This window comes from Streptomyces sp. TLI_146 (genome assembly GCF_002846415.1).
Classification (GTDB): domain Bacteria; phylum Actinomycetota; class Actinomycetes; order Streptomycetales; family Streptomycetaceae; genus Streptomyces.
In genome coordinates this window covers 6,831,512-6,857,776 of record NZ_PJMX01000001.1, presented here as the reverse complement: position 1 = coordinate 6,857,776, position 26,265 = coordinate 6,831,512, and the positions used below count along the sequence as shown (strand labels likewise).

At 71.0% G+C, this 26,265-nt stretch carries 20 protein-coding genes; 7 read left to right on the top strand and 13 right to left on the bottom strand.

Features of this window, described 5'->3' with window-relative positions:
• Entirely contained in the window at positions 1-1,440 is a 1,440-nt protein-coding gene (hemG, locus tag BX283_RS30550; protein WP_101390676.1) for a protoporphyrinogen oxidase, read from the bottom strand.
• Positions 1,441-1,562: 122 nt separating this feature from the next.
• Here hemG and BX283_RS30545 point away from each other — a divergent pair, with 122 nt between their 5' ends.
• The gene (locus BX283_RS30545) at positions 1,563-2,942 is read left to right on the top strand and encodes an FAD-dependent oxidoreductase (protein WP_101390675.1); all 1,380 of its coding nucleotides are present in this window, start codon (positions 1,563-1,565) and stop codon (positions 2,940-2,942) included.
• Between the two features lies 1 nt (position 2,943).
• Here the strand turns inward: BX283_RS30545 and hemE are convergent, their stop codons facing one another.
• On the bottom strand, positions 2,944-4,008 hold the full coding sequence (gene hemE / locus BX283_RS30540; RefSeq protein WP_101390674.1) for a uroporphyrinogen decarboxylase: 1,065 nt from the start codon (positions 4,006-4,008) through the stop codon (positions 2,944-2,946).
• Positions 4,009-4,099: 91 nt separating this feature from the next.
• On the opposite strand from hemE, the gene BX283_RS30535 reads away from it, so the two are divergent.
• The 5 genes from BX283_RS30535 to BX283_RS30515 all read left to right on the top strand — a co-directional run bounded on the left by BX283_RS30535 (position 4,100) and on the right by BX283_RS30515 (position 10,675).
• Positions 4,100-4,744 (top strand): DUF3000 domain-containing protein, encoded by a 645-nt coding sequence (locus BX283_RS30535; protein ID WP_101390673.1) that lies wholly within the window; start codon positions 4,100-4,102, stop codon positions 4,742-4,744.
• A gap of 311 nt (positions 4,745-5,055) precedes the next feature.
• Positions 5,056-5,718 (top strand): response regulator transcription factor, encoded by a 663-nt coding sequence (locus tag BX283_RS30530; protein WP_101390672.1) that lies wholly within the window; start codon positions 5,056-5,058, stop codon positions 5,716-5,718.
• Between the two features lie 113 nt (positions 5,719-5,831).
• Complete coding sequence (locus BX283_RS30525) at positions 5,832-7,115, top strand: ribonuclease D (protein WP_101390671.1); 1,284 nt, start codon at positions 5,832-5,834, stop codon at positions 7,113-7,115.
• 207 nt (positions 7,116-7,322) lie between these two features.
• A complete protein-coding gene (locus BX283_RS30520; protein WP_101390670.1) occupies positions 7,323-8,549 on the top strand; it encodes an acetyl-CoA C-acyltransferase in 1,227 nt (408 codons plus the stop codon).
• Positions 8,546-10,675: a 3-hydroxyacyl-CoA dehydrogenase NAD-binding domain-containing protein gene (locus tag BX283_RS30515; protein ID WP_101390669.1), complete on the top strand. Its 2,130-nt coding sequence runs from the start codon at positions 8,546-8,548 to the stop codon at positions 10,673-10,675. Before BX283_RS30520 ends, BX283_RS30515 begins: the two co-directional genes overlap by 4 nt.
• Positions 10,676-10,761: 86 nt before the next feature.
• On the opposite strand, the gene BX283_RS30510 is transcribed toward BX283_RS30515, so the two are convergent.
• Positions 10,762-11,919 (bottom strand): hypothetical protein, encoded by a 1,158-nt coding sequence (locus tag BX283_RS30510; protein ID WP_257583939.1) that lies wholly within the window; start codon positions 11,917-11,919, stop codon positions 10,762-10,764.
• A 159-nt stretch (positions 11,920-12,078) separates the two neighbouring features.
• On the opposite strand from BX283_RS30510, the gene BX283_RS30505 reads away from it, so the two are divergent.
• Positions 12,079-12,504 carry an NTP pyrophosphohydrolase gene (locus tag BX283_RS30505; RefSeq protein WP_101390668.1) on the top strand — a complete coding sequence of 142 codons (426 nt, stop codon included), beginning with the start codon at positions 12,079-12,081 and terminating at the stop codon, positions 12,502-12,504.
• Here the strand turns inward: BX283_RS30505 and BX283_RS30500 are convergent.
• From BX283_RS30500 to ngcE, 10 genes are all read right to left on the bottom strand, one after another.
• Positions 12,450-13,997 carry an ArnT family glycosyltransferase gene (locus BX283_RS30500; RefSeq protein ID WP_373979308.1) on the bottom strand — a complete coding sequence of 516 codons (1,548 nt, stop codon included), beginning with the start codon at positions 13,995-13,997 and terminating at the stop codon, positions 12,450-12,452. The two genes, BX283_RS30505 and BX283_RS30500, sit on opposite strands and share 55 nt — an antisense overlap.
• Positions 13,998-14,080: 83 nt before the next feature.
• The gene (locus BX283_RS30495; protein ID WP_101392656.1) at positions 14,081-15,556 is read right to left on the bottom strand and encodes an amino acid permease; all 1,476 of its coding nucleotides are present in this window, start codon (positions 15,554-15,556) and stop codon (positions 14,081-14,083) included.
• A gap of 164 nt (positions 15,557-15,720) precedes the next feature.
• The gene (gene dxs / locus BX283_RS30490; RefSeq protein WP_101392655.1) at positions 15,721-17,634 is read right to left on the bottom strand and encodes a 1-deoxy-D-xylulose-5-phosphate synthase; all 1,914 of its coding nucleotides are present in this window, start codon (positions 17,632-17,634) and stop codon (positions 15,721-15,723) included.
• Between the two features lie 228 nt (positions 17,635-17,862).
• Positions 17,863-19,194: a sugar ABC transporter permease gene (locus tag BX283_RS30485; RefSeq protein ID WP_180357291.1), complete on the bottom strand. Its 1,332-nt coding sequence runs from the start codon at positions 19,192-19,194 to the stop codon at positions 17,863-17,865.
• The gene (locus BX283_RS30480; RefSeq protein ID WP_101390667.1) at positions 19,191-19,979 is read right to left on the bottom strand and encodes an ATP-binding cassette domain-containing protein; all 789 of its coding nucleotides are present in this window, start codon (positions 19,977-19,979) and stop codon (positions 19,191-19,193) included. The genes BX283_RS30485 and BX283_RS30480 overlap by 4 nt, the downstream gene beginning before the upstream one ends.
• 197 nt (positions 19,980-20,176) lie before the next feature.
• Positions 20,177-21,292: a sugar ABC transporter substrate-binding protein gene (locus tag BX283_RS30475; protein ID WP_101390666.1), complete on the bottom strand. Its 1,116-nt coding sequence runs from the start codon at positions 21,290-21,292 to the stop codon at positions 20,177-20,179.
• 120 nt (positions 21,293-21,412) lie between these two features.
• Positions 21,413-22,612 carry an ROK family transcriptional regulator gene (locus tag BX283_RS30470; RefSeq protein WP_101390665.1) on the bottom strand — a complete coding sequence of 400 codons (1,200 nt, stop codon included), beginning with the start codon at positions 22,610-22,612 and terminating at the stop codon, positions 21,413-21,415.
• 217 nt (positions 22,613-22,829) lie between these two features.
• Positions 22,830-23,744, bottom strand: coding sequence for a carbohydrate ABC transporter permease (locus tag BX283_RS30465; RefSeq protein WP_101390664.1), 915 nt, complete (start codon positions 23,742-23,744; stop codon positions 22,830-22,832).
• Positions 23,741-24,667 carry a carbohydrate ABC transporter permease gene (locus BX283_RS30460; RefSeq protein WP_067165528.1) on the bottom strand — a complete coding sequence of 309 codons (927 nt, stop codon included), beginning with the start codon at positions 24,665-24,667 and terminating at the stop codon, positions 23,741-23,743. The genes BX283_RS30465 and BX283_RS30460 overlap by 4 nt, the downstream gene beginning before the upstream one ends.
• Before the next feature lie 58 nt (positions 24,668-24,725).
• On the bottom strand, positions 24,726-26,180 hold the full coding sequence (gene ngcE, locus BX283_RS30455) for an N-acetylglucosamine/diacetylchitobiose ABC transporter substrate-binding protein (RefSeq protein WP_101390663.1): 1,455 nt from the start codon (positions 26,178-26,180) through the stop codon (positions 24,726-24,728).
• Positions 26,181-26,265: the final 85 nt, after the last annotated feature.

The following is a 26,265-nucleotide window of genomic DNA, read 5'->3' as shown; positions in this document are numbered from 1 at the left end:
CTATTGTCCCGCGTCACGCTGAGTGTTCTGCGCCAGGGTCGACGTGGCGATGATCTCGTCCGCGGCGAGGCGGGCGCCCCAGATGCACGCCGGGATGCCGACCCCGTCGTACGCGGCCCCGCAGACCCGCAGCCCGGGCAGCTTCGCCACGGCGGCGCGGACCCGGGCCACGCGCGCGAGGTGGCCCACCGGGTACTGCGGCAGGCCGCCGGTCCAGCGCGTCACCTCGGTCGCGACCGGCTTGGCGGCGAGGCCCACCGCCTCCCCGAGGTCACGCAGCGACAGGTCCACCAGATCGGCGTCGTCGCGCTCCAGGTGCTGCTCCTCGCCGAACCGCCCGATCGAGGTGCGGAGCACGAAGAGGTCGGGGGCCCGGTCGGTGACCCACTGCCACTTGTACGAGGAGAAGGTGGAGGCCTTGATCGTGCGGCCGTCGACGGACGGGACCAGGAAGCCGGAGCTGCGCTCCAGGCGCTCCAGGTCGGTACGCCGGAAGGCCATGGTGACCAGGGCCATCGAGGCGTACTCCACGGTGGCCAGCTCGGCCGCGGCGGCCGGGGACTCGGCGGCGAGCAGCGCGGACGCGGACCGGGCGGGGGACGCCAGGATCACGCCGTCCGCCTCGATCGCGGGCACCTCCGGCGACTCCGTGCGCACCAGCCAGCCGGTGGCCGTGCGGGTCAGGGCGAGCACCGGCGTCCTGGTGCGGATGGAGCCGCCCTTGGCCCGCACCGCGTCCGCGACCGCGAGCGGCAGGGTGCCCATGCCGCCGTCGAGGCCCAGGAAGACCGGGCCGTCGTTCTGCGGCGCGGCGGCGGCCTTCGCCTGCATCCGGGCGACGCCGTCGAGCAGCGAGGTGTTCTCGCGCGCGGCGGCGAAGAGCTGGGGCACGGCGGCGCGCATCGAGATCCGGTAGGCGTCGCCCGCGTACACCCCGCCCAGGAGCGGTTCCACCAGCCGGTCGACGACCTCGCGGCCGATGCGGCGTGCGACGAACTCGCCGACGCCGATGTCGTCCCCGACCTCGGTCGGCGGCAGTTCGCGGTCCTGGGCGATGCGCGCCAGGCCCTCGGCGGAGACGATCCCGGTGAGCGAGGCGGGGTCGGCCGGGACACCCATCAGATGCCCCTTGGGCATCGGGCGCAGCGCGCCCCGCGTCCAGATCGCCGCCGTCGCCGCGGGCGGCCGCAGCCGGTCGCCGAGGCCGACCTCGCGCGCGAGGCCGACGCCCTCGGGCCGGCGCGCCAGCATCGACTCGGCGCCGAGGTCCACGCGCGCGCCCGCGATCTCGCCCGCGTACAACTTGCCGCCGAGGCGGTCGGTGGCCTCCAGGACCGTCACGCGCGCGCCGGACTCCAGCAGGCGGTGGGCGGCGGCGAGGCCGGAGATGCCGCCCCCGACGACGACGATGTGGGGTGCGCTGACGGGCGAGTTGTCCATGCGTCCACTCTCTCAGACACCGCCGACAGCCCTGCGCCGAGTGCCGCGCCAGGGGAATTCCCGGGCGCTCCCGCACGTATCTTCCGAAGGAAGAGCGGGACGGACCGAGCTAGGGGTGCGCAATGGCGGCGGAGCGACTGGTGGTCATCGGGGGCGACGCGGCGGGGATGTCCGCCGCGTCGCAGGCCCGCAGGATGAAGGGGCCGGACGACCTGGAGATCGTGGTGTTCGAGCGCGGCCACTTCACCTCGTACTCCGCCTGCGGCATCCCCTACTGGGTGGGCGGCGACGTGGCGGAGCGCGACGAGCTGATCGCGCGCACCCCCGAGGAGCACCGCGAGCGCGCCATCGATCTGCGGATGCGCACCGAGGCGCTGGAGATCGACACCGACGGGCGGCGGGTGCGCGCCCGCGACCTGGAGTCGGGCGAGGAGTCGTGGACGGCGTACGACAAGCTCGTCGTCGCCACCGGCGCCCGCCCGGTGCGGCCGCGGCTGCCGGGCATCGACGCGCCGGGCGTCCACGGGGTGCAGACCCTCGACGACGGTCAGGCCCTGCTCGACACGCTGAACGCGACCGAGGGCCGCCGCGCGGTGATCGTGGGCGCGGGCTACATCGGCGTCGAGATGGCCGAGGCGCTGCTGCACCGCGACTACGAGGTCACGGTGGTGACCCGGGGCGAGGAGCCGATGTCCACGCTCGACGCGGACATGGGCCGCCTCGTCCACGAGGCGATGGACGGGATGGGCATCACCACGGTCACCGGCGCCGAGGTCACCGAGATCCTCACCGGTGCGGACGGCAGGGTCCGGGGGGTGGCGACGAAGGACGCCGAGTACCCGGCGGACGTCGTGGTCCTCGGCATCGGCGTCGAGCCGCGCACCGAGCTGGCCCGCAAGGCCGGGCTGCCGCTCGGCGAGCACGGCGGGCTGCTCACGGACCTGGCGATGCGGGTGCGCGGCCACGACGACATCTGGGCGGGCGGCGACTGCGTGGAGGTCCTCGACCTGGTGTCGGGCCGCGAGCGGCACATCGCGCTGGGCACGCACGCCAACAAGCACGGCCAGCTCATCGGCTCGGGCGTGGGCGGCGGCTACGGGACGTTCCCGGGCGTCGTCGGTACGGCGGTGAGCAAGGTCTGCGACCTGGAGATCGCCCGCACGGGGCTGCGCGAGCGCGAGGCACGCGAGGCGGGGCTCCAGTTCGTCACCGCGACGGTCAAGTCGACCAACAGCGCGGGGTACTACCCCGGGGCCGCCCTGATGACGGTGAAGATGCTCGCCGAGCGGCGTACGGGACGGCTGCTCGGCGTGCAGATCGTCGGCCGCGAGGGCGCCGCCAAGCGCGTCGACATCGCGGCCGTCGCGCTGACGGCGGGGATGACCGTGGAGCAGATGGTCACGCTGGACCTGGGGTACGCCCCGCCGTTCTCGCCGGTCTGGGACCCGGTCCTGGTCGCCGCCCGCAAGGCCGTGTCGGCGGTGCGGGCGGCGGGGAGCTAGCTCAGCGCGCGGTCCGCGTGTGGACGTAGTCCACCAGACGGGTCAGCGCGTCCGGGTCGGTCGTCGGCAGGACGCCGTGGCCCAGGTTGAAGACGTGGCCCTCCAGACCGGCCGCCGCGTCCAGGACCTCGCGGGTCTTCGTCTCGACCGCCTCGGGCGTCGAGAAGAGGACCGCGGGGTCCAGGTTGCCCTGGAGCGCCTTGCCGGGGCCGACGCGGCGGGCGGCCTCGTCGAGCGGGACGCGCCAGTCGACGCCGACGACGTCCGCCCCGGCCTCGCCCATCAGGCCCAGCAGCTCGCCGGTGCCGACGCCGAAGTGGATGCGCGGCACGCCGTACTTCTCGACCTCGCGGAACACCTTCGCGGAGGCGGGCATCACCGAGCGGCGGTAGTCGGCGGGGGCCAGCGCGCCCACCCAGGAGTCGAAGAGCTGGACGGCGGAGGCGCCCGCCTCGATCTGGACCTTCAGGAAGGCGCCGGTGATGTCGGCGAGGCGGTCGAGCAGGTCGGCCCACAGCTGCGGGTCGCCGTACATCAGCGCCTTGGTGTGCTCGTGGTTGCGGGACGGGCCGCCCTCCACGAGGTAGCTCGCCAGGGTGAAGGGCGCGCCCGCGAAGCCGATCAGCGGTGTCTCGCCGAGCTCGGCGGTCAGCATGCCGATGGCCTCGGTGACGTAGTGGACGTCCTCGGGCGTGAGGTCGCGCAGCCGGTCCAGGTCCGCGCGGGTGCGGATGGGCTGTGCGACGACCGGGCCGACGCCGGGCTTGATGTCGAGGTCGACGCCGATGGCCTTGAGCGGGACCACGATGTCGCTGAAGTAGATCGCCGCGTCCACCTTGTGGCGGCGCACCGGCTGGAGGGTGATCTCGGTGACCAGCTCGGGCCGCATGCACGACTCCAGCATGGGGATGCCCTCGCGGACCTTCAGGTACTCCGGCAGCGAGCGCCCCGCCTGCCGCATGAACCAGACCGGCGTGTGCGGCACCGGCTCGCGGCGGCAGGCCTTGAGGAAGGCGGAGTCGTAGGTCTGTGTCGGCGGGCCCGAGGGGCGTGCGTTGGCGTTCACGCCCTGAATCTTCGCACGTGCCCCGAAGCCGACGGCCGGGCCCGGGTGTCCCTACCGGCGCCGGGCGCCCGTTCCGCCTAGTCTTCCCCGCATGGCTGCCGCTCAGGGACGAACTTCGGATGGCGCCGGCGGCACGGACAGTGCGGACGGCAGGACCGTTCCGCTGGCCTTCCGCCAGGCGGTCGACGGGCTGCGGGGCGCGCGGCTGCGCCCCGAGATCGAGGTCGACCCGACCAGGCCGCCGCAGCGCCTCGCGCCGCACGCGTACGCGCTGGAGGCGGCGGTCGTCGAGAACGACCAGGACCTCGCGGACGGCCGGCTGGTGCTGCTGCACGACCCGGCCGGGCACGACGCCTGGCAGGGAACGTTCCGCCTGGTCACGCTCGTACGGGCGGAGCTGGAGCCGGAGATGGCGGCGGACCCGCTGCTGCCCGAGGTGTGCTGGTCCTGGCTGACGGGTGCGCTGGAGGCGCGCGGGCTCTCGTACGGGGAGTCGAGCGGCACGGTGACGCGGGCGGGCTCGTACTACTTCGGCGGACTCGCCCAGCGGCTGCCCGCCACCCAGATCGAGATCCGGGCGTCCTGGACGCCGCGCGAGGGGCACGGAGGGGTGCCGGACACGGCCGCGCATCTGGCCGCCTGGTGCGATCTGCTGTGCCAGGTCGCGGGGCTGCCGCCGGTGCCGACGGCCGACGCCGGGGTCGTCACGCTGCCCCAGCGACGGGATCCTCGCTAGCGCTTCACTGGAGGGGTCGTCGTTCGTCTGCGGGCCGTCTGTGGCTGGTCGCGCAGTTTCCCCGCGCCCCCAGGGGTGCGGGCCCGCCCAGGGATGTCAGGCGCGCCCGCTCGTAAGGCGGCCCCTGTCGACCGGCCGCGCCCCGCTCGACCACCAGTCCGAATTGCCCTAAATGTTTCTCACCAAATCGTGATCATTCCCTAAAGCCGGACGGGCACCCTGCCGAAGAGGTCTGTGACCCTATCTGCACGGTTCGCCCCGGCTTCATCCCCGAGTCGGCTCCGTCCCGCACCTTCCCCCCAGGAGGCCTGGTGTCCGTTCTTCTTGAGCAGCCCGCAAGCCTGGTCGCCTACCGCCCGAACAAGCCGACGGCCATGGTCGTCGTCGCCGACCCCCGAGTCCGCTCCACCGTCACACGCCACCTGTGGGCCCTCGGAGTACGGGACGTCATCGAGGCGTCGTCCATCGCGGAGGCACGTCCCCGCGTCGGCAACCCGCGCGACATCTGCGTTGCCGACGTCCATCTGCCCGACGGTTCCGGGCTCACCCTGCTGTCCGAGACCCGCGCGGCGGGCTGGCCCAACGGTCTGGCCCTGTCGGCCGCCGACGACATCGGCGCCGTGCGCAACGCCCTCGCGGGCGGCGTGAAGGGCTATGTCGTCACCGGTACGCGAACGAACATCGGCCACCCCACCCGTCCCGGCGCCGCCCCCATCGGCGCCGCGGCGGCCCGTATGCACCGCCGCCCCCCGGGTGCCCCGAGCCACCCGGGCGGCTACCGCGAGCTCTCCGGCCGCGAGGTCGAGGTGCTGCGGCTGGTCGCCGAGGGCCAGTCCAACAAGGCGATCGGCGTGTCCATGGGGCTCTCCGCGCTGACCGTGAAGAGCCACCTCGCCCGGATCGCGCGCAAGCTCGGCACGGGCGACCGGGCCGGGATGGTGGCCGTCGCCCTGCGCACCGGAATCATCCACTGACCCAGGGGTCCCGAGGGGCATGCTCCCCCCACAAGGCGCCGTGCGCCCCTCGCGCGCCCGTCGACGGAACGTTCCGTCGACGGGCGCGGCGTATACACAAGTACCCTTGACAGGTGACCGACGCCCAAAAGACCGCAGCAGAGACAGCACTGCGAACCACCGGGGGCGCCCCCCCGGACGACGACGTCCCGGTCGATGGGCAGCCGACTCCCCTGCTGGAGCCGCGTGACGGCATTCCGCCCGTCGTAGCCACCGACGAAGAGCTCGCCGGAGTCGTCGCCGCGTTCGCGGCCGGCACCGGCCCCGTGGCCGTGGACGCCGAGCGCGCCTCCGGCTACCGGTACGGCCAGCGCGCCTACCTCGTCCAGCTCCGCCGCGAGGGCGCGGGCAGCGCGCTCATCGACCCGGTGGGCTGCCCCGACCTCTCCGCGCTCGGCGACGCCCTCGCCGACACCGAGTGGATCCTGCACGCCGCCACCCAGGACCTGCCGTGCCTGCGCGAAATAGGCATGGTGCCGTCCCGGCTCTTCGACACGGAGCTCGCCGGCCGCCTCGCGGGCTTCCCGCGCGTGGGCCTGGGCGCGATGGTCGAGAGCGTCCTCGGATACGCCCTGGAGAAGGGCCACTCCGCGGTGGACTGGTCGACCCGGCCGCTGCCCGAGCCCTGGCTGCGGTACGCGGCGCTCGACGTGGAGCTCCTCGTCGACCTGCGCGACGCGCTGGAGAAGGAGCTCGACCGGCAGGGCAAGCTCGACTGGGCCCGTCAGGAGTTCGACGCGATCGCCGCGGCGCCGCCCGCGCCGCCGCGCAAGGAGCCCTGGCGGCGCACCTCCGGCATGCACAAGGTCCGCAGACGCCGCCAGATGGCCGCCGTGCGCGAGCTGTGGACGGCCCGGGACAAGGTCGCCCAGCGCCGTGACGTCTCGCCGGGCAAGGTGCTCAGCGACTCCGCGATCATCGAGGCGTCGCTGGCGATGCCGCTGAACGTGCAGGCCCTGATGGCGCTGCCCGGGTACGGGCACCGGATGGGGCGGCGCCAGCTGGAGCAGTGGCAGGCGGCCGTCGACCGGGCGCGGGCACTGGCGGACTCCGAGCTTCCGCAGCCCGGGCAGGCGGTCGCGGGCCCGCCGCCGCCGCGCTCGTGGGCGGACAAGGACCCGGCCGCCGCGGCCCGGCTCTCGGCCGCGCGGGCGGCGGTCTCGGAGCTGGCCGAGCGGCTGAACATGCCGCAGGAGAACCTGATCACCCCGGACACCGTCCGCCGGGTGTGCTGGGAGCCGCCGGGCGACCGGTCCGAGGCCGCGGTGGCCGAGGCGCTCACGGCGTACGGCGCCCGGCGCTGGCAGGTCGAGCAGGTGACGCCGCTGCTCGCGGCGGCGCTGGCCGCCAACAGCTGAGCCGCACGGCACTCGCGTACCCCCTGACGACCACGGTCATCAGGGGGTACGGCCATGACGGGGCCTTCGCGGAGTGTGACCTTCGCCGCTCCTGCCGAGGGGACTGGGCAGTTTGGTTACCCGCAAGTAGCATGGCGGGGTGAGCGCGCGCTCAGGCGAGTGCGCCACGCGCAGCAGTGCCACCCCGCACCCTGGAGGAGAGCCATCGTGCCTCGTACCGTCAGGGACGTCGTCTTCGTCGACGGCGTCCGCACCCCGTTCGGCAAGGCGGGCCCGAAGGGCATCTACCACGAGACCCGGGCCGACGATCTCGTCGTCAAGGCGATCCGGGAGCTGCTGCGCCGCAACCCGGCCCTCGACCCCAAGAAGATCGACGAGGTCGCCATCGCCGCGACCACGCAGATCGGCGACCAGGGTCTGACCCTCGGCCGCACCGCCGGCATCCTCGCGGGTCTGCCGCAGTCCGTGCCGGGCTACTCCATCGACCGTATGTGCGCGGGCGCGCTGACCGCCGTGACCTCGGTCGCCGGTTCCATCGCCTTCGGCGCGTACGACGCGGTGATCGCCGGTGGCGTCGAGCACATGGGCCGCCACCCCATGGGCGAGGGCGTCGACCCGAACCCGCGCTTCGTCAGCGAGAAGCTGGTCGACGAGTCCGCCCTGTTCATGGGCATGACCGCGGAGAACCTGCACGACCGCTACCCGCACATCACCAAGCAGCGCGCCGACGAGTACGCCGTGCGCTCGCAGGAGAAGGCGGCGAAGGCGTACGCGAACGGGAAGATCCAGCAGGACCTGGTCCCGATCTCGGTGCGCAACACCAACGCCGAGGTGGGCGAGACCGGCTGGGGCCTGGTCACCGCCGACGAGCCGATGCGCCCGGGCACCACGCTGGAGAGCCTGGCGAACCTGAAGACGCCGTTCCGTGTCCACGGCAACGTCACCGCGGGCAACGCGGCCGGCCTCAACGACGGCGCCACCGCGTCGATCATCGCGTCCGAGGAGTTCGCGCGCGAGAACGGCCTGCCGGTCAAGATGCGCCTGGTCTCGTACGCCTTCGCGGGCGTCGAGCCCGAGGTGATGGGCTACGGCCCGATCCCGGCGACCGAGAAGGCGCTGGCCAAGGCCGGTCTGTCGATCGAGGACATCAACCTCTTCGAGATCAACGAGGCCTTCGCCGTCCAGGTCCTCTCCTTCCTGGACCACTACGGCATCGCCGACGACGACGCCCGCGTCAACCAGTACGGCGGCGCCATCGCGTTCGGCCACCCGCTCGCCTCCTCCGGCGTACGTCTGATGACGCAGCTGGCGCGGCAGTTCGAGGAGCAGCCGGAGGTCCGCTACGGCCTCACCACCATGTGCGTCGGCTTCGGCATGGGCGCCACGGTCATCTGGGAGAACCCGCACCACAAGGACGCCGGAGGCAGCAAGTGAGCACCACCGCTGAGCTTTTGAAGGGTGCGGCCGAGCTGTTCCCGGACGAGGTCGTCACCTCGGCGCACGTGCGCCACCTCGACCTGCCGTTCGGCGCGGGCAAGTTCGCGCTGATCACGCTGGACAACGGCTTCGACCACACCAAGCCGACCACCTTCGGCCCCGGCTCGCTGGCGAACCTGAACGCCGCGCTCGACCAGGTGGAGAAGGAGGCGGCCGAGGGCGCGATCGTCGGCGTCGGTGTCACCGGCAAGCCGTTCATCTTCGCCGTCGGCGCCGACCTCAAGGGCGTCGAGATCCTCAAGCGGCACGAGGACGCGCTCGCCATCGGCAGGAGCGGCCACGAGGTCTTCAAGCGCCTCGCCGCGCTGGCCGTGCCGACCTTCGCGTACTACAACGGCGCGGCCATGGGCGGCGGCGTCGAGGTCGGTCTGCACTGCTCGTACCGCACCGTCTCCAAGGCCATCCCGGCCTTCTCGCTGCCCGAGGTCTTCCTCGGTCTGGTGCCGGGCTGGGGCGGCTGCGCCCTGCTCCCGAACCTGATCGGCGCGGAGCGCGCGGTCTCGGTCATCATCGAGAACTCGCTGAACCAGAACCGCCAGCTCAAGGGCAAGCAGGTCTTCGAACTCGGCATCGCGGACGCGATCTTCGAGGGCGCGGACTTCCTGGAGCAGTCGCTGATCTGGACCGCGAACGTCCTCAAGGGCGACGTCACCGTCGAGCGCCCCGAGATCGACCGCGGCGAGGCCTGGGACCAGGCCGTCGCCAAGGGCCGGTTCATCGCCGACTCCAAGGTGCACGGCGCGGCCCCGGCCGCCTACCGCGCGCTCGACATCATCGAGGCGGCCAAGGACGGCGACCTCCAGGCCGGGTTCGACGCCGAGGACAAGGCGCTCGCCGACCTGATCATGGGCGGCGAACTCCGCAGCGGCATCTACGCCTTCAACCTGGTGCAGAAGCGCGCCAAGCGTCCGGCGGGTGCGCCCGACAAGTCGCTGGCGCGTCCGGTCACCAAGGTCGGCGTGGTGGGCGCGGGCCTGATGGCCTCGCAGCTCGCGCTGCTGTTCCTGCGCCGCCTTGAGGTGCCGGTCGTGCTGACCGACATCGACCAGGAGCGCGTCGACAAGGGTGTGGGCTACGTCCACGCCGAGATCGACAAGCTGCTCGCCAAGTCCCGTATCAACCAGGACAAGGCCAACCGCCTCAAGGGCCTGGTCTCCGGTGTGCTCGACAAGGCCGAGGGCTTCTCGGACGCCGACTTCATCATCGAGGCGGTCTTCGAGGAGATCGGCGTCAAGCAGCAGGTGTTCGCGGAGGTCGAGGCGGTCGCCCCGGCGCACGCGATCCTCGCCACCAACACCTCCTCGCTGTCGGTCTCCGAGATGGCGTCGAAGCTGAAGCACCCCGAGCGGGTCGTCGGCTTCCACTTCTTCAACCCGGTCGCGATCCTCCCGCTCCTGGAGATCGTGCGCGGCGAGCAGACCGACGACGCCTCGCTGGCCACGGCCTTCGGCGTCGCGCGCAAGCTGAAGAAGACCGCGGTCCTGGTGAAGGACGCCCCGGCGTTCGTCGTCAACCGCATCCTGACCCGCTTCATGGGCGAGATCCAGAACGTCATCGACGAGGGCACCCCGGTCGAGGTCGCCGAGAAGGCGGTCGAGCCGCTGGGTCTGCCGATGTCGCCGCTGGTGCTCCTGGAGCTGGTCGGCCCGGCCATCGGTCTGCACGTCTCGGAGACGCTGAACCGCTCCTTCCCGGAGCGCTTCACGGTGTCCCCGAACCTCGCGGCGGTCGTGAAGGCCGGCAAGCGCGGCTTCTACGTGTACGACTCCGGCAAGCCGGAGCTGGACCCCGAGGTCGCCGCGCTCCTCAAGCAGGGCGATGTCGTCCTCACCGAGGAGCAGACCCGTGACCGCGTCCTGGACGCGGTGGCGCAGGAGATCGGTCTGATGCTTCAGGAGGGTGTCGTGGCCGAGGCCCAGGACATCGACCTCTGCCTCATCACCGGCGCCGGCTGGCCCTTCCACCTGGGCGGCATCACGCCGTACCTGGACCGCGAGGGCGTCTCGGAGCGCGTGAACGGGAAGAAGTTCCTGGCGCAGGGCGTGGCGAGCGTCCCGGCGTAACCCCCTCGCACAGCACACAGGAGGCCCCCCGCAGCTGCGGGGGGCCTCCTGGCGTATCAGGGGTGAGCGGGCCGGCGCCCAGGGGGTCAGACGATCCCCCACGGCTCCAGGGCGAGGCCCGGCTCGGTGGTCTTCTGGCGGGTGACGCGCAGCCGTCCGTCGGTGCCGAAGGCGGCGAGGACGACCCGCCCGGCGGCGTCGGTGGCGAGCGCCGGCACACCCTCGCAGACCTCGCCCGTGGAGGCCCACACCGCGCCCGCCGACTCGGCCTCCGTGGGGTAGGCGGCGAGCGCCGGGCGGCCGTCGGGGCCGCGCTGGGCCAGCAGGGTGCAGTCGTGGCCGTCCACGGGCGTACGCAGCACGGCGACCGGGCCGCTCGCGTCACCGCCCAGGGGTACGGCGGGGAGCTCGTCCCGGAAGGCGTGCACCTCGCCGCCGTCGGCCTCGCGCCAGAAGAAGGTGATCCGGCCCTCGCCGGTGTGCTGGGCGCTCACCGAGCCGTTGGCCACCTGGAGCTTGAGGTCGGGCAGCTGCTCGAACTCGTCGGCGCCCGGGCCCTTGGTCCAGCGCATCACCCCGCGCTCGGCCGGGGCCAGCACGTCGATGCGGCCCTCCTCCGCCGTGCTCGCGCAGATCGTGCCGTACGAGCCGGAGCCCTGGAGGTCCTTCCAGTTGCCCCACTTGCCGGAGGACAGCTGGCCTCGGGCGCAGAGCCCGCCCCCGGCGTTGCGGACGAAGACCCACACGTTGTCGGCGGAGTCCACGACGGCGGCCGGATGGCCTACCTTCGCGGCCTTCTGCTGGTCGCGGTAGGGGGTGCCCAGCGGGGACCAGTCCTTCACCGGGCGGCCCGACTGGTACTGGACGGCGTGCATGACGTCGTAGTGGGGGTCGCCCGCGGCCGTCGTGTTCTGCTGCAGCGCGAGGAAGTGGACGTACCCGTCGGCGCCCTGGACGACGGTGAGGCGCGGGCCGAGCCCGGGCGCCGGGGCGACCAGCTCGGGGCCGGTCCACTCGGGGCCGCCGGGGTGCGTCTCGGTCCAGCGCAGCACACCGCCCGCGCCCGGCGCGTACGCGGTCAGCCGTCCGTCCTTGCCGCGCAGCAGCCAGCTGGTGACCGCCGGGGAGCCGTCGGGCAGGGCGGGCGAGGGGACGAGGCCGGGCGCGGCGGCGGGTGCGGCGGTGGGGGTCTCGTGCTCCGGGCCCGCCTGCCCCTTCGACGCACGCGCAGGCTTGAACGCCATGGCTCACCGACCGCCTTTCCTTACCAGATCCGCGATGAGCGGCAAGATGCGACACACCATGAGACCCAGCGACAATAACACTCGCTCCGGGGCCCGGATTTCGCGGGATTTCCCCGGTCCGACGTGCGATTTTCCCCCGCCGCGTGGCACGCTGCCGGGATGGGGACGACCTCGCTGGTGATCGTGGACGCGGCCAATGTGGTGGGCTCGGTGCCGGACGGCTGGTGGCGCGACCGGCGCGGCGCCGCCGAGCGCCTGCGCGACCGCCTGGTGGGGTACGCCGAGGCCGGTCTGCCGGGCTGGCCGGGCCCCGTCGAGCTGGTCCTGGTGGTCGAGGGCGCGGCCCGCGGGGTGGCGCCGGTGGCGGGCGTACGGGTGGACGCGGCGCCCGGCAGCGGCGACGACCGGATCGTGGAGCTGGCCGCCGGGCGCGCCCCGGACCGCCCCTGCCTGGTGGTGACGGCCGACCGCGAGCTGCGCCGCCGGGTGGAGGCGCACGGGGCGCGCTGCGTGGGGCCGCGGGCGGTGCGTCATCCCGCCGGGGACGCCGACGCCGCCGATGCCGCCGACGAAGCGGCCGGCTGAGTCCGTACGTACAGCACCGCCCCGTCGACCGTCCCGGCCAGCGGTTCATAGCGGGCCGCGAGCAGACGGCGCAGGCTGGGCAGGCGTTCGGGGGCGTACGGGGCGCCCCGGGAGTCGTCGACGATCAGCACCGGCGGCCGCGCGGCCAGTTCGGTGCGCAGGACCGGCCAGGAGCCCTCCACGCCGTACTTCTCGCCCACCTGGGGGCCGTCGCGGCCGCCGCTGTAGTTGGTGAGCAGTCCGGCGGTCAGATAGCGGGTGGCGGGGGCGCGGCCGGAGAGCCAGTACGTCTCGGGGTGTATGCCCCACACCAGGACCGCCTCGTGCGGCGCCGAGCGCGCCCGTACGGCCGCGGCCAGCCGCTCGGCGTGGGCCAGTTCGGGGCGCGGGGCGAGCAGGCCCCAGACGAGGAAGAGCGCGCAGGTGCAGGCCGACGCGAGCAGCGCGCCGGTCAGCCGGTGCGGCGGGAGGATCTGGAGCGCGGCCGCCGCCAGCAGCACCAGCGGCGGGACGAGCTGGAGGTAGTAGTGGCCGAAGAAGTGGAAGCCAGCGAGGACCGCCCCGGCCGAGGAGGCGAGCCACAGCCACACGTCCGCGGCGCCGGTCCTGGCGATCCGCAGCACCCGCACCACCGGCGGCAGCAGCCCGGCGCAGGCGAACGCGAGGAGCGCGGTGTTGACCAGCCCCCTTGCCAGTACGTGGAGTTCGGAGCCGGTGAAAGAGGCGTAGGCGCCGGAGCCGGTGACGGTCCAGAACAGGAACCGGGCCGGGCCGGTGAGCAGCGCGCCGAGCAGCACCGGGCCGCAGAGCCCGGCGCCGGTGCGCAGCAGGGCGCAGCGGCGCGGCGGGGCCGAGCGCCACATCAGCCACAGCACCGGGACGAGCGCCGCGCCGCCGGTCTGCTTGGTGAGGAAGGCCCCGGCGACGGCGAGGCCCGCGCGGGCCCACTGGCGCCGGTCGGCGCAGCGCACGGCGGCGACCGTGAACGGCAGCATGAACACCTCGAAGGTGGCCGCCTGGGTGTCCTCGGGGTTGAGGCCGACGGAGACGAGCAGGTGCAGCACACCCGCGACCCGGCCCGCCCGGTCGCCCCAGCGGCGGCGGGCGGTGGAGGCCAGGAGCACGGCGGTGAGCAGCTGCGCCCCGACGGCGGCGATGCGCAGCGGGCCGAGCGAGGTGTCGCCGAACACCGCGAAGGCGGCCTCGTACAGCCAGGGCAGCAAGGGCGGCTTGCGGTCGACGACCGTGTCGTACAGCGCTCCCCCGGCGGCGAGTTGGCGCGCCTGGACGGCGAGATAGCCCTCGTCGGGGTTCCACAGGGGATGCCGGAAGGAAGGCAGCCGGGTCAGTACGGCCAGGGCGGCGAGCGCGGGCAGCAGCCGCGCCCAGTACCCGCTGCCGCGCCCGCGCACCGGCTCCGCACGCTGCCGCGGCACCCGTGACGTACGTACGGAGTGTGACGGGGCGAGGGAGTCGATGGGCGTACGGTGCACGGGGTGCACGCTATCCGGCCCCGCAGTTCCCGCCGAAGCGGGACATACGGGGCCGTGTCATCAACTCCGGGAACCGACGGCCGTCACTCCACGTTGATACGGCTGTGGGAGCGGCCGTACAGGAAGTAGACGACGAAGCCGATCACCATCCAGATCCCGAACCGCAGCCAGGTCTCGGCGGGCAGATTGAGCATCAGCCACAGCGAGGCGGCCACCGACAGGATCGGCACCCAGGGCACCAGCGGGGTGCGGAAGGCGCGGTGCAGATCGGGCCGGGTGCGCCGCAGGATGATCACGCTCACCGCCACGATGACGAAGGCGAAGAGGGTGCCGATGTTCACCAGCTCGGCCAGTTCGCTGAGGCTGGTGAAGCCCGCGAGGATCGCGATGAGCACACCGAGCAGGATGGTCGGGCGGTGCGGGGTGCGGTACTTGGGGTGGACGCGGGAGAAGAAGCGGGGCAGCAGCCCGTCGCGGCTCATCGCGAAGAACACCCGGGTCTGGCCGAGCAGCAGGATCATGCAGACCGTGGTGAGGCCGACGGCGGCGCCGAAGCTGATGACACCGGCGTAGAACGGGTGCCCGGTGGCCTTGAAGGCGTCGGCGAGCGGGGCGTCGATGGAGAGCTTGGAGTAGTGCTGCATACCGGTGACGACGATCGAGACCGCCACGTACAGAGCGGTGCAGATGAACAGCGAGCCCAGGATGCCGCGCGGCATGTCCCGCTGCGGGTTCTTGGTCTCCTCGGCGGCGGTCGCCACGATGTCGAAGCCGATGAAGGCGAAGAAGACGACGGAGGCGGCGGTGAAGATGCCCATCACACCGAAGTTGGTGGGCGCGTATCCGGACATCAGCTCGATGAGCGGCGCCTGGAGGTTGCCCCCCGCCTCCTGCGGCTGCGCCTTGGGGATGAACGGCTTGTAGTTCTCGGACTTGATGAAGAAGGCGCCCGCGATGATCACGATCAGTACGACGGTGACCTTGATGGCCACGACGACCGAGGTCACGCGTGCGGAGAGCTTCATCCCGAGGACGAGGATCGCGGTCAGCAGCAGGACGAGGGCCGCGGCGAGGATGTCGAACCCGAAGCCGTCGGCGCCCTCGCGGCCGGCCAGCGCGTCCGGCAGGTGCCAGCCCGCGTTGTCCATCAGCGAGCGTACGTAGCCCGACCAGCCGACGGCCACCACCGCCGTGCCCAGGGCGAATTCGAGCACCAGGTCCCACCCGATGGTCCACGCGGGCAGCTCGCCGAGCGAGGCGTACGAGAACGTGTAGGCGGACCCGGCCACCGGGACCGTGGAGGCGAACTCCGCGTAGCAGAGCGCCGCCAGCGCGCAGACGACGCCTGCCGCCACGAACGCGAGGGAGACCGCCGGGCCCGCGTTCTCCTTGGCGACCTTGCCCGTCAGGACGAAGATCCCGGTGCCGATGATGACACCGACGCCGAAGACCGTCAGATCGAGGACCGACAGCGACTTCTTGAGCGCGTGTTCCGGTTCCTCTGTGTCCGCGATGGACTTCTCGATTGATTTGGTCCGAAAGAGACCGGTACCAGCCACCTTGTGCACCTCCGCTAGCTCATGTCCCCGCAATGATCGGGACGAGACGCGGTACGGATACGGGGCAGCAACGGTAATTCACGCGGATGGTCCGGTCCAACCACCCGAACAGGGCGATCGGACCGGACCATTGACAGGTCGTCGGCTTGTCACCGACGCGTTCGTCAGTCGCGCGCGGGCTCCACGGCGCTCTCGCTCTCCAGCCCGGCCAGCTTGGCGACCAGGCCGGTGACCTGACGCGCGATGTCCGGCGCGGTCAGCCCGATCTCGGCCATGACCTCCTTGCGGGAGGCGTGGTCGAGGAAGCGCGGCGGAATGCCGAAGTCGCGCAGCGGCACGTCGACGCCCGCGTCGCGCAGCGCCTGGGCGACGGCCGAGCCGACCCCGCCGACGCGGCTGTTGTCCTCGACGGTGACGACGACCCGGTGGGTCTCGGCGAGCGGCGCCAGCGCCTCGTCGACCGGCTTGACCCAGCGCGGGTCGACCACGGTGGTCGAGATGCCCTGGGCGTCCAGCAGGTCGGCGATCTCCAGGCACATCGGGGCGAGCGCGCCGACCGAGACCAGGAGCACGTCCGGGCGCTCCGCGTCGGCCTCGCGCAGCACGTCCATGCCGCCGATCCGGCCGACGGCCTGGACCGCCGGGCCGACCGCGCCCTTGGAGAAGCGCACGACGGTCGGGGCGTCCTCGACCTCGACGGCCTCGCGCAGCTGCGCGCGCACCTGGTCGGCGTCGCGCGGGGCCGCGATCCTGAGGCCCGGGACGACCTGGAGGATCGACATGTCCCACATGCCGTTGTGCGAGGCGCCGTCGGTGCCGGTGACCCCGGCCCGGTCCAGGACGAACGTCACCCCGCACTTGTGCAGGGCCACATCCATCAGGACCTGGTCGAAGGCGCGGTTGAGGAAGGTGGCGTAGACGGCGAAGACGGGGTGCAGCCCGCCGGTGGCCAGGCCCGCCGCGGAGACCGCGGCGTGCTGCTCGGCGATGCCCACGTCGTAGACCCGGTCGGGGAAGGCCTTGGCGAACTTGTCGAGGCCGACCGGCTGGAGCATGGCCGCGGTGATCGCGACGATGTCCGCGCGCTCCTTGCCGAGCTTGACCATCTCCTCGCCGAAGACCGAGGTCCAGTCGAGGCCGGAGGTCGAGACCGGCAGGCCGGTGTCGGGGTGGATCTTGCCGACGGCGTGGAAGCGGTCGGCCTCGTCCGCCAGGGCGGGCTGGTAGCCGCGGCCCTTCTCGGTGAGGCAGTGCACGATGACCGGGCCGCCGAAGCGCTTGGCGCGCGTCAGGGCCGACTCCAGGGCCTCGATGTCGTGGCCGTCGATCGGGCCGACGTACTTCAGGCCGAGGTCCTCGAACATGCCCTGCGGGGCGATGAAGTCCTTGAGGCCCTTCTTGGCGCCGTGCAGCGTCTCGTAGAGCGGCTTGCCGACGACCGGGGTGCGCTCCAGGAGGTCCTTGCCCTTGGCCAGGAAGCGCTCGTAGCCGTCGGTGGTGCGCAGGGTCGCCAGGTGGTTGGCGAGGCCGCCGATGGTCGGCGCGTAGGAGCGCTCGTTGTCGTTGACCACGATGACCAGCGGGCGGTCCTTGGCGGCGGCGATGTTGTTCAGCGCCTCCCAGGCCATGCCGCCGGTGAGCGCACCGTCGCCGATGACCGCGACGACGTGGTCGTCCTTCTTGAGGACCTCGTTGGCCTTGGCCAGGCCGTCGGCCCAGCCCAGCACGGTGGAGGCGTGGCTGTTCTCGATGAAGTCGTGCTCGGACTCGGCGCGGGCCGGGTAGCCGGAGAGCCCGCCCTTCATCTTCAGCTTGGCGAAGTCCTGGCGGCCGGTGAGGAGCTTGTGCACATAGCTCTGGTGGCCGGTGTCCCACAGGACCTTGTCCTTGGGCGACTCGAAGACGCGGTGCAGCGCGATGGTGAGCTCCACGACACCCAGGTTGGGGCCGAGGTGCCCGCCGGTCTTGGAGACCGCGTCCACGAGAAAGGTCCGGATCTCAGCGGCCAGCTGGTCCAGCTGCTCCGGGCTGAGCCGGTCGAGATCGCGCGGTCCCCTGATACGGGTAAGCAGCGGCACCCGTGCCTCCTTGCATCCGTGCTGGTCGAGCATGCCGATTCCGCCGAGTCTAATGTTCCGTTCGCGACGGCGGTCATCGGGCGGTGCGTTCCGCGTCACGCGAATGGCTGACATCCGCGCCCGCGCACGGACGTGCCCGGCGCCGCCGAGGGCACCGGGCACGTCCGTGGTCCTGCTGTGGGGTCCCCCCTTGCCCCGCAAGGGGTGTCGGGGGGTTGGGGCCGCGGGTCAGGCGCGACCAGCGGACTTCTGGGTCTTGCGGGTGACCGCGTCGATCACGACGGTCGCGAGCAGTACGCCACCCGTGATCATGTACTGGATCGGCGAGGCGATGCCCTGCAGGGCCAGGCCGTACTGGATCGAGGTGATCACCAGCACACCGAGCAGCGCGTTCCAGGTGCGGCCGCGGCCGCCGAAGAGGCTGGTGCCGCCGATGACGGCCGCCGCGATGGCGTTCATCAGGAGCTCGCCGCTGCCCGCGCCCTGGTTGGCCGCGGTGATCTTCGAGGCGAGGAAGAGGCCGCCGATGGCCGCGAAGGTGCCGGAGATGGCGTAGATCGAGGTGCGGATCCACACCACGTTGATGCCGGCGCGGCGGGAGGCCTCGATGGAGCCGCCGAGCGCGAAGACCTTGCGGCCGTACGCGGTGCGCCGGAGCACGAAGTCGGTGAGCACCAGGACCGCCAGGAAGAGCACCACCGCGAGCGGGAGGCCCTTGTACTGGTTGTAGACGGCGGCGGCGCCGACGGCCGGGACGGCGAGCAGCACCGTGCGCAGCACGATCTCGCTGAGCGGCCGGGACGGCACCCCGGCGGCCTCGCGGCGCCGGCTGTCGAGGAACGAGGTGAGGAAGAACGCCACCACCGCGACCGCGGCCAGGCCGTACGCGGCCGCCACATCGCTGAAGTAGTAGCTGGTCAGCTTGGCGACCAGGCCCTCGGAGTCCAGGTTGATCGTGCCGTTGCTGCCCAGGACCTGGAGCATGAAGCCGTTCCAGAACAGCAGACCGGCCAGCGTCACGGCGAACGCGGGGACGCCGATCCGGGCGAAGACGAAGCCGTGGATGGCGCCCGCGACCGTACCGGTCAGGATCGCCAGGACCAGGGCCAGCCACTCGGCCATGCCGTGCGTGACGTTGAGCACCGCGAAGGTGGCGCCCGCGACACCGCTGACCGAGCCGACCGACAGGTCGATCTCGCCGAGCAGCAGCACGAAGACGATGCCGGTGGCGATCATGCCGGTGCCGACCATGGCGACCGAGATGTCGGAGAGGTTGCCGGCGGTCAGGAAGTTCGAGTTCAGGCTCTGGAAGATCGCCATGATGACGATCAGGCCGACGACGACCGGGAGCGACCCGAGGTCGCCCGCCTTCATCTTGCGCTTGAACTCGGACAGGTAGCCCGCGAAGCCCTGCTCGCGCACGAGCAGGCGGGGGTCGACGGCGGTGACCGCCTCGCCCGCGGCCGGCGGCGCGTCCACGGGGGCCTCGTGCGGCTTGTCCAGGTGGATGGGCTCGGTCGGGTCGGCCTTGTCCACGGGGGAGGTCTTGTCGGTGCTCACTTCTGAACCTCCGCGTTGCGCGCCGCACGGCGGGTCACGGCGTTGTCCGTGGCGCCGGTGATGGCGGAGATGATCTCTTCCTGCGAGGTGGTCTTGACCTCGAAGACGCCGTTGTTGCGGCCCAGGCGCAGCACGGCGACCTTGTCCGCGACGGCCTTCACATCGGCCATGTTGTGGCTGATGAGGATGACCGCGTGGCCGCGCTCGCGCAGCCGCTCGACCAGGTCGAGGACCTGTGCGGTCTGCTCGACGCCGAGGGCCGCGGTCGGCTCGTCGAGGATGACGAGCTTGGGCTCGCCGAGCATCGAACGGGCGATGGCGACGGTCTGGCGCTGGCCGCCGGAGAGCGACGCGATCGGGATGCGGACGCTGGGGATGCGGATCGACAGCGTGGTGAGCAGCTCGCGCGAGCGGCGCTCCATCTCGACCTCGTCGAGGATGCCGCGCTTGCGCAGCTCCCGGCCCAGGTAGAGGTTGCCTACGACGTCGATGTTGTCGCACAGCGCGAGGTCCTGGTAGACGGTCGCGATGCCGAGCGCCTGGGCGTCGTGCGGCTTGTTGATCTGCACGCCGCGGCCCTCCCACTCGATGACGCCGTCATCGATGGGGTGCACCCCTGCGATCGTCTTGACCAGCGTGGACTTTCCGGCTCCGTTGTCGCCCACCAGGGCGACCACCTCACCGGCGTGGACCTCAAGCTCTACGTCGGTGAGCGCCTGAACGGCACCGAACCGCTTGGAGACCCCGCGCAACGCCAGCACGGGCGTAGCGGACACGTGAACCATCTCCTTCGCCGCCTGACCGGCGGGGATGCCGCGCCCGAGGAGGGGGGCGCGGAGGTTGAGCAGAAGAGAACGGGGAGAAGAAGCGTTCCGTCCGGCGCCCCGCCCGATAGCGGGGGCTGAGAAGGAGGGCGGGGCGCCGGAGGGGCTTCGGGGGCCGGGGCCCCGCGCACCACGGGTGCGCGGGTTCCGGCGGGGGACTACTTCAGGCCGAGCGCGTCGCAGGCGGCCTTGTAGTTCGAGGTGCAGATCTCGTCGACCTTGTAGATACCGTCCTTGATGACGGTGTCCTTGATGTTGTCCTTGGTCAGCGACACGACCGGGAGGATCACCGACGGGACGCCCTTGGTGGTCGGGCTGTCGACCTTGGACTTCGCGATCGAGTCCAGCTTCTCACCCTTGGCCAGCGCGACGGCCATCTCGGCCGCGATCGGGCCTTCCTGGACGTAGGGCTTGTAGACGCTCATGAACTGCTCACCCGCGACGATGCGCTGCACACCGGCGAGCTCCGCGTCCTGGCCGGTGACCGGGGGAAGCGTGGACAGGCCGGCGGCCTTCAGGGCGGTGATGATGCCGCCGGCCATGCCGTCGTTGGCGGAGTAGACGCCGACGATCTTGTCCTTGCCCAGGGCCGAGATCGCGCCCTCCATGTTGGCGTTGGCGTTCTCCGGCTTCCACTCCTTGGTGTCGTACTCCTTGCCGATGGTCACCTTGCCGTCGAGCTCGGCGTGCGCGCCCTTCTTGAACAGCGCGGCGTTCGGGTCGGTGATCGCACCGTTCATCATCACGATCTGGCCGTCCTTGGCCTTCGTGCCCAGCGCGTCGACCAGGGCCTTGCCCTGCACATGGCCGACCTGCTCGTTGTCGAACGACGTGTACGCGTCGATCGGACCCTCGGCCAGACGGTCGAAGGCGACGACCGGGATGCCCCGGTCCTTGGCCTTCTTGACCGCGCCCGCGATCGCCTTCGAGTCCACCGCGTCGACGATCAGCGCGTCGACCTTGTTGGTGATCATCGTGTCGACCTGCTGCGTCTGCGTCGTCGCGTCCTGCTTGGCGTTCGCGTAGACGACCTGGCCCTTGCCGTTGGTCAGCTCGCTGACCTTCTTCTCGATGAGCGGCTTGTCGAACTTCTCGTAACGCGCGGTCTGGTTCTCCGGCAGGAGCAGACCGATCTTGATCGCGTCGCCCTTCTTGGCGCCGCCCGACTCCTTGGTCTTGTCGCCGGACTCCTTGGCGCTTCCACAGGCGGCGAGAGAGACAGCCATCGCGGTGGCGGCCACGGCCACGGCGGCACGACGCATACGCGTGTTCATCCTGAAACCTCCCTGACGAGGCCGCGACGTTGCGGCCGAGGTGGCTGGAAGTCAACTCGGCTGCGGGGCCACCGTCAAGGAGTAAATCCTTAACGAGATGACAACGGTGCCATCCGTTATCTAAGTGAACGCAGGAGCTCCGGCGGGGAGAGCACTCTCAAGCAGGGTCGAATCGCCCATTTCACTCAGTACCAGAGCCAGCGCGCCGAGCACCTCGGCGCGGCCGCCCAGGGCCCCCGGAAGGACCGAAAGCTGCCTAGCCGCACTGGGGATGGCGTACCGCGACACGGAGTCCCTGATGGGCCCGAGGACCAGCTCCCCGGCCTCGGCCAGATCACCGCCGAGCACCACCCTGCTGGGGTTGAGCAGATTGCAGAGGTTGGCGACACCGCTGCCGATGTGGCGGCCCACGTCCGCGACGACACGCCGGCAGCCGGGGTCGCCCTCACGGGCCAGCTGGACCACGCGTTCCATGGTCAGATCGGCCCCGTGGCTGGACTGGAGCAGCGGCAGCACGTACCGCGCGGCCGTGAAGGTCTCCAGGCAGCCCCGGTTGCCGCAGCGGCACACCGGGCCCGACTCGTCCAGGGTGATGTGCCCGATCTCGCCGGCCGTGCCGCCCGGGCCCCGGTAGATCTGCCCGTCGATCACCAGCCCGGCGCCGACACCGCTCGCCACCTTGATGTACGCCAGGTCCTTGACCCCGCGCCCGCTGCCCCACACCAGCTCGCCCAGGGCGCCCAGGTTGGCGTCGTTGTCGACGTACACCGGCACGCCCAGGCGGCCCGAGAGCTCCTCGCGGGGGTTGATGCCGGTCCAGCCCGGCAGGATGGCCGTGGAGCCCAGCGTGCCGGACTCCACGTCGATGGGCCCGGGTACGCCCAGGCCCACCCCGATGACCTTGTCCCGGGCGATGCCGGTGGCCGTGATCAGCCGGGTGACCAGCTCTTCCGCCCGGCCGAAGCCCTGCGCGGAGGAGGCGTCGACGTCGAGCGGCTCGGCCTCCTCGGCGAGCACCTGGTGGGCCAGGTTGCCGACCGCGACGCGCAGATGGGTGTGGCCGAAGTCGACGCCGATGACGATGCCCGCGGAGCCGCTGAGCGAGACGCTGCGGGCCCGGCGGCCGCCCGCCGAGGTGGGCGTGACCTCGACGGTCCCGCCATCCTTCAGTTCACGAACGATATTGGAGACCGTGGCCGCGGAGAGGCCCGTGGCCCTGGCGATCTCGGCCTGGGTGAGCGAGCCCGCCATGCGGACCGCGCGTACGACCCGCTCCAGATTGGCCCGGTGCAATGACGTCTGCGACCCCGGAGTCTCCATCGACTCATCCACTCCTGCCGTAGGCAGGCGGCACGACGGCCGCCCCCGCACGGGGCCGCAGCTTTGAGGCCCCGCCCTATCTCCAACATGTGAACTCTAAGCTGAGCCTTTCGGGTTGTCTCCCGTCAAGACCTGAGCAGTGGGACATAGCACGGGACCGCCTGTCGGCGTGTCGCCGACGGGCGGTCCCGTGGTGGATACGGAGCGTGACGTACCGCTATTTGAGCGCCCCCGCGGTGAGTCCCGCGACGACCTGGCGCTGGAAGACGATGTACGCGGCGAGCACCGGCAGCATCGCCATCACCAGGCCCGCCATGAGGCCGGACCAGTCGCCCTTGTACCCCTGGCTGGTCGCGAGCTCGACCAGGCCCTGGGAGAGCACCCGCTTGTCCGGGTCCGTGTTGAGGACCGTCGGCAGCATGTACTGGTTCCACTGCCCCAGGAAGTTGAAGATGCCCACGCTGATCAGACCCGGACGGGCCATCGGCAGCATCACCTGGAAGAAGGTACGGGTGTGCGAGGCGCCGTCGATCATCGCCGCCTCGGCGACCGAGGTGGGCAGCGTCCGGAAGAACGAGGTGAGGAAGAAGACCGTGAACGGCAGCGAGTACGCGATGTAGACCAGGATCAGGCCGTGCGTGGTGTTCAGCAGGCTCAGGTTGTTCATCACGTAGAACAGCGGCACCAGGGCCAGCATGATCGGGAAGCTCATCCCGCCGATGAACAGGTAGTAGATGAACCGGTTCCCGGGGAACTCGAAGCGCGCCAGTACGTACGCGGCCATCGAGCCGAGCAGCAGCGTGCCGATCAGCGAGCCGCCCACCACCAGGATGGTGTTGAGGAAGTAGTCGCTCATATGGGCCTGGGTCCAGGCCCGCGACCAGTTGTCGAAGTGCAGCTTGTCCGGCAGCGCCCAGGGGGTCGACAGGATCGAGTTGTCGTCCTTGAAGGACGCCATGACCGCCCACAGGAGCGGGATGACGACCATGAACGCCCACAGGATGAGCACGCCGTGCGAGAAGACGTTGAGGACGGCGCCCTCGCCCTTCTTCTCCTTCTTCGCGGGTGCCGCCTGCTTGGCCACGGGCGGGCGCTCCTCGGCGAGGTCGGCGGTCGAGGTGTCAGTGGTCATGAGAACTCCAGCCGCTCGCGCCGGCCCAGTCGCATCACGACCGCCGCGAACAGCAGCGTGACGACGAGCAGCGCGACACCGATCGTGGTCGCGTATCCGGCCTGACCGTCGCGGAACGCCGACTGATAGACGTAGAGCGGCAGGACCGTGGTCGAGTAGTCGGGGCCGCCCGGGCCCACCGTCATGATCTGCACCGAGGCGAAGGCCTCGGCGCCCAGGGCGAGGATGCCCATGTAGACCCAGCCGGACTGCACGGTGTCCCAGAGCAGCGGCAGCGTGATCCGGAAGAACGTGGTGAAGCGGCTGGCGCCGTCGAGCAGCGCCGCCTCGTAGAAGTCCCTGGGGATCGACGCCATTCCGGCCGAGAACAGGACGACGAAGAATCCGACCGTGGACCAGACGAGCACGGCCATCACGCAGTACAGCGCCAGATCCGGGTCGCCCAGCCAGTTCGGCTGGACGCTGCCGAGACCGACCCCCTTGAGCGCGGAGTTGATCACGCCGTTGTTGGGGTTGTACGCGAACTGGAACAGCAGGGCGACGATCGCGATCGAGAGCACCTGCGGAAAGAAGTAGGCGATTTTGTAGAAGCCGGAACCGCGCACTCCGGTAATGGCGGCGCCCTTTCGGCGCCGCCCGCCGACATTGAGCATGAAGGCGAAGAAGAGCGCGAGACCCAGCGTCACCAGCGGCAGCAGCAGGACGAACAGCAGACTGTGCTGCAACGACTTCCAGAAGATGTCGTCGTCGAACATCCGCGTGTAGTTGTCGAAGCCGACCATCTTGAAGTCCGGGCTCAGACCGGTCCAGTCCGTGAACGAGTAGTAGATGGACTGGATGAACGGCCAGATGACGAAGAGTGAGTACAACGCCAGTGGGAGTACCAGAAATCCCACGATGAACCGGTACTTGCCGTGTTGCATGGTTACCGACCCCGATCTTCTAGCGGGTGCCGCCGCTGGTGACGCTTGACCACTGCCGCTACTTCTTGTGCTTGTAGTGCTTGATGTTCTGGTCCTGGGCGGCCTTGTCGGCGTAACCCTGGATCTTCTTGATGGTTTCGGCCGGGGTCGCGCGACCCGCCATCATCTCACCGAGACCGGCGACACCGATCTGCTCCTTCTGGAGCTTGACGTACCAGTCCTGGAGCCGCGGGTTGACGACGTTGGTGCCGGCCTTCTTCAGCGCGTCGACGCCGGACTGCAGGGCCGTCGACAGGGACAGGCCGTCCGTGCCGCCGTTGAACGCGGAGAGCGACTTGACCTGGGTGGTGAAGTTCTTCGAGGAGGCCTCGCTGAGCATGATGCGCAGCTGCTCCATGCCGCCGACCGGGTTCTTCGCCTTGGCCGGGACGATGAACGGCTCGCCGCCGGAAGCCCAGATGGTGCCGAACGGCATCTTGTCGTTGCCGTCCAGGCTGGAGGGCGCGCCCACCATCATCTTGAAGTCCTTGGGCGTGGTGGGAGCGGCCTCGTTCTCCACCCAGGAGCCGTTCGGGATGAACAGCGCCTGCCCCTTGGTCCAGGCGGTCTGGGACTGGATGTGGGTCATGCCCGGGGTGCCCTGGAGGATGTAGCCCTTCTTGAAGAGCTCGTAGTACGCCTCGAACGCGGCCTTGACGGCCGGGTGCTCCCAGGCCTTCGGCTCCAGGTTGTCGATGGCGTCCAGGACCTCGCGGCCGCCGATCTTGGCGATGAACGGGTAGAGCGAGAACGGCAGGTAGTACGGGTACTTGCCCGGGTAGGTCCAGCCCGCGATGCCCTGCTTCTTGGCCTTCTCGCACAGGGCGAGCATCTCGTCCCAGGTCTCCGGGTACTTCGCGTCGAGCTTGTCGAGCGCGGTCTGCGAGTACCAGACGCCGTACACGGTGTACGCGTAGTAGAAGATCCAGCACTGGTCGCCGTCGAACTGGCCCATCTCGACGATGCCGGGCCGCAGCGTGTCGCGGACCTTCTTGCTGGGGTCGTCGATGGAGGGCGCGTCCAGGACCGGCGTCAAGTCGGTGAGCTGGCTCTTTCCGACCAGTACGCCCATGTCCATCTGCTCGGCGCCCGAGTTGTCGATCAGGTCCGGCGGGGTGCCGCCGTTGAACTTGGGCTGGAGCTCGGACTGGATCTTCTGGGTCTTGTGGAAAGTGATCTTCGCCTTCGGGAACGCCTTCTCGTACACCGCGTTCGCGTCGGTGGCGTACTTGGTGCCGAAACCGCCGTCGAAGATGACGACGTCGAGACCGGCCGACTCATTGACGCCGAGCGGGTTCTTGGCGGTCTTGGGGCCGCCGGTGGGCTTTTCCTTGGAGCTGTCGTCGCTGCTGCTCGCACAGGCGGACAAAAAGCCCATCGCCGGAACGGTGATCAGACCGAGCGCCGCGGACCGCTTGATCAGATCGCGACGGCCCAGGCCCTCATTGCTGTCGTGGGCGGAGGTGGATCCCATGCTCAAGTCCTCGCCTTCTCCAGGACTCAGGCGGTGTACCGGTCGCCCGTACCAAATCGCCTGCAGGCGAAGGGCCCCGCCACCG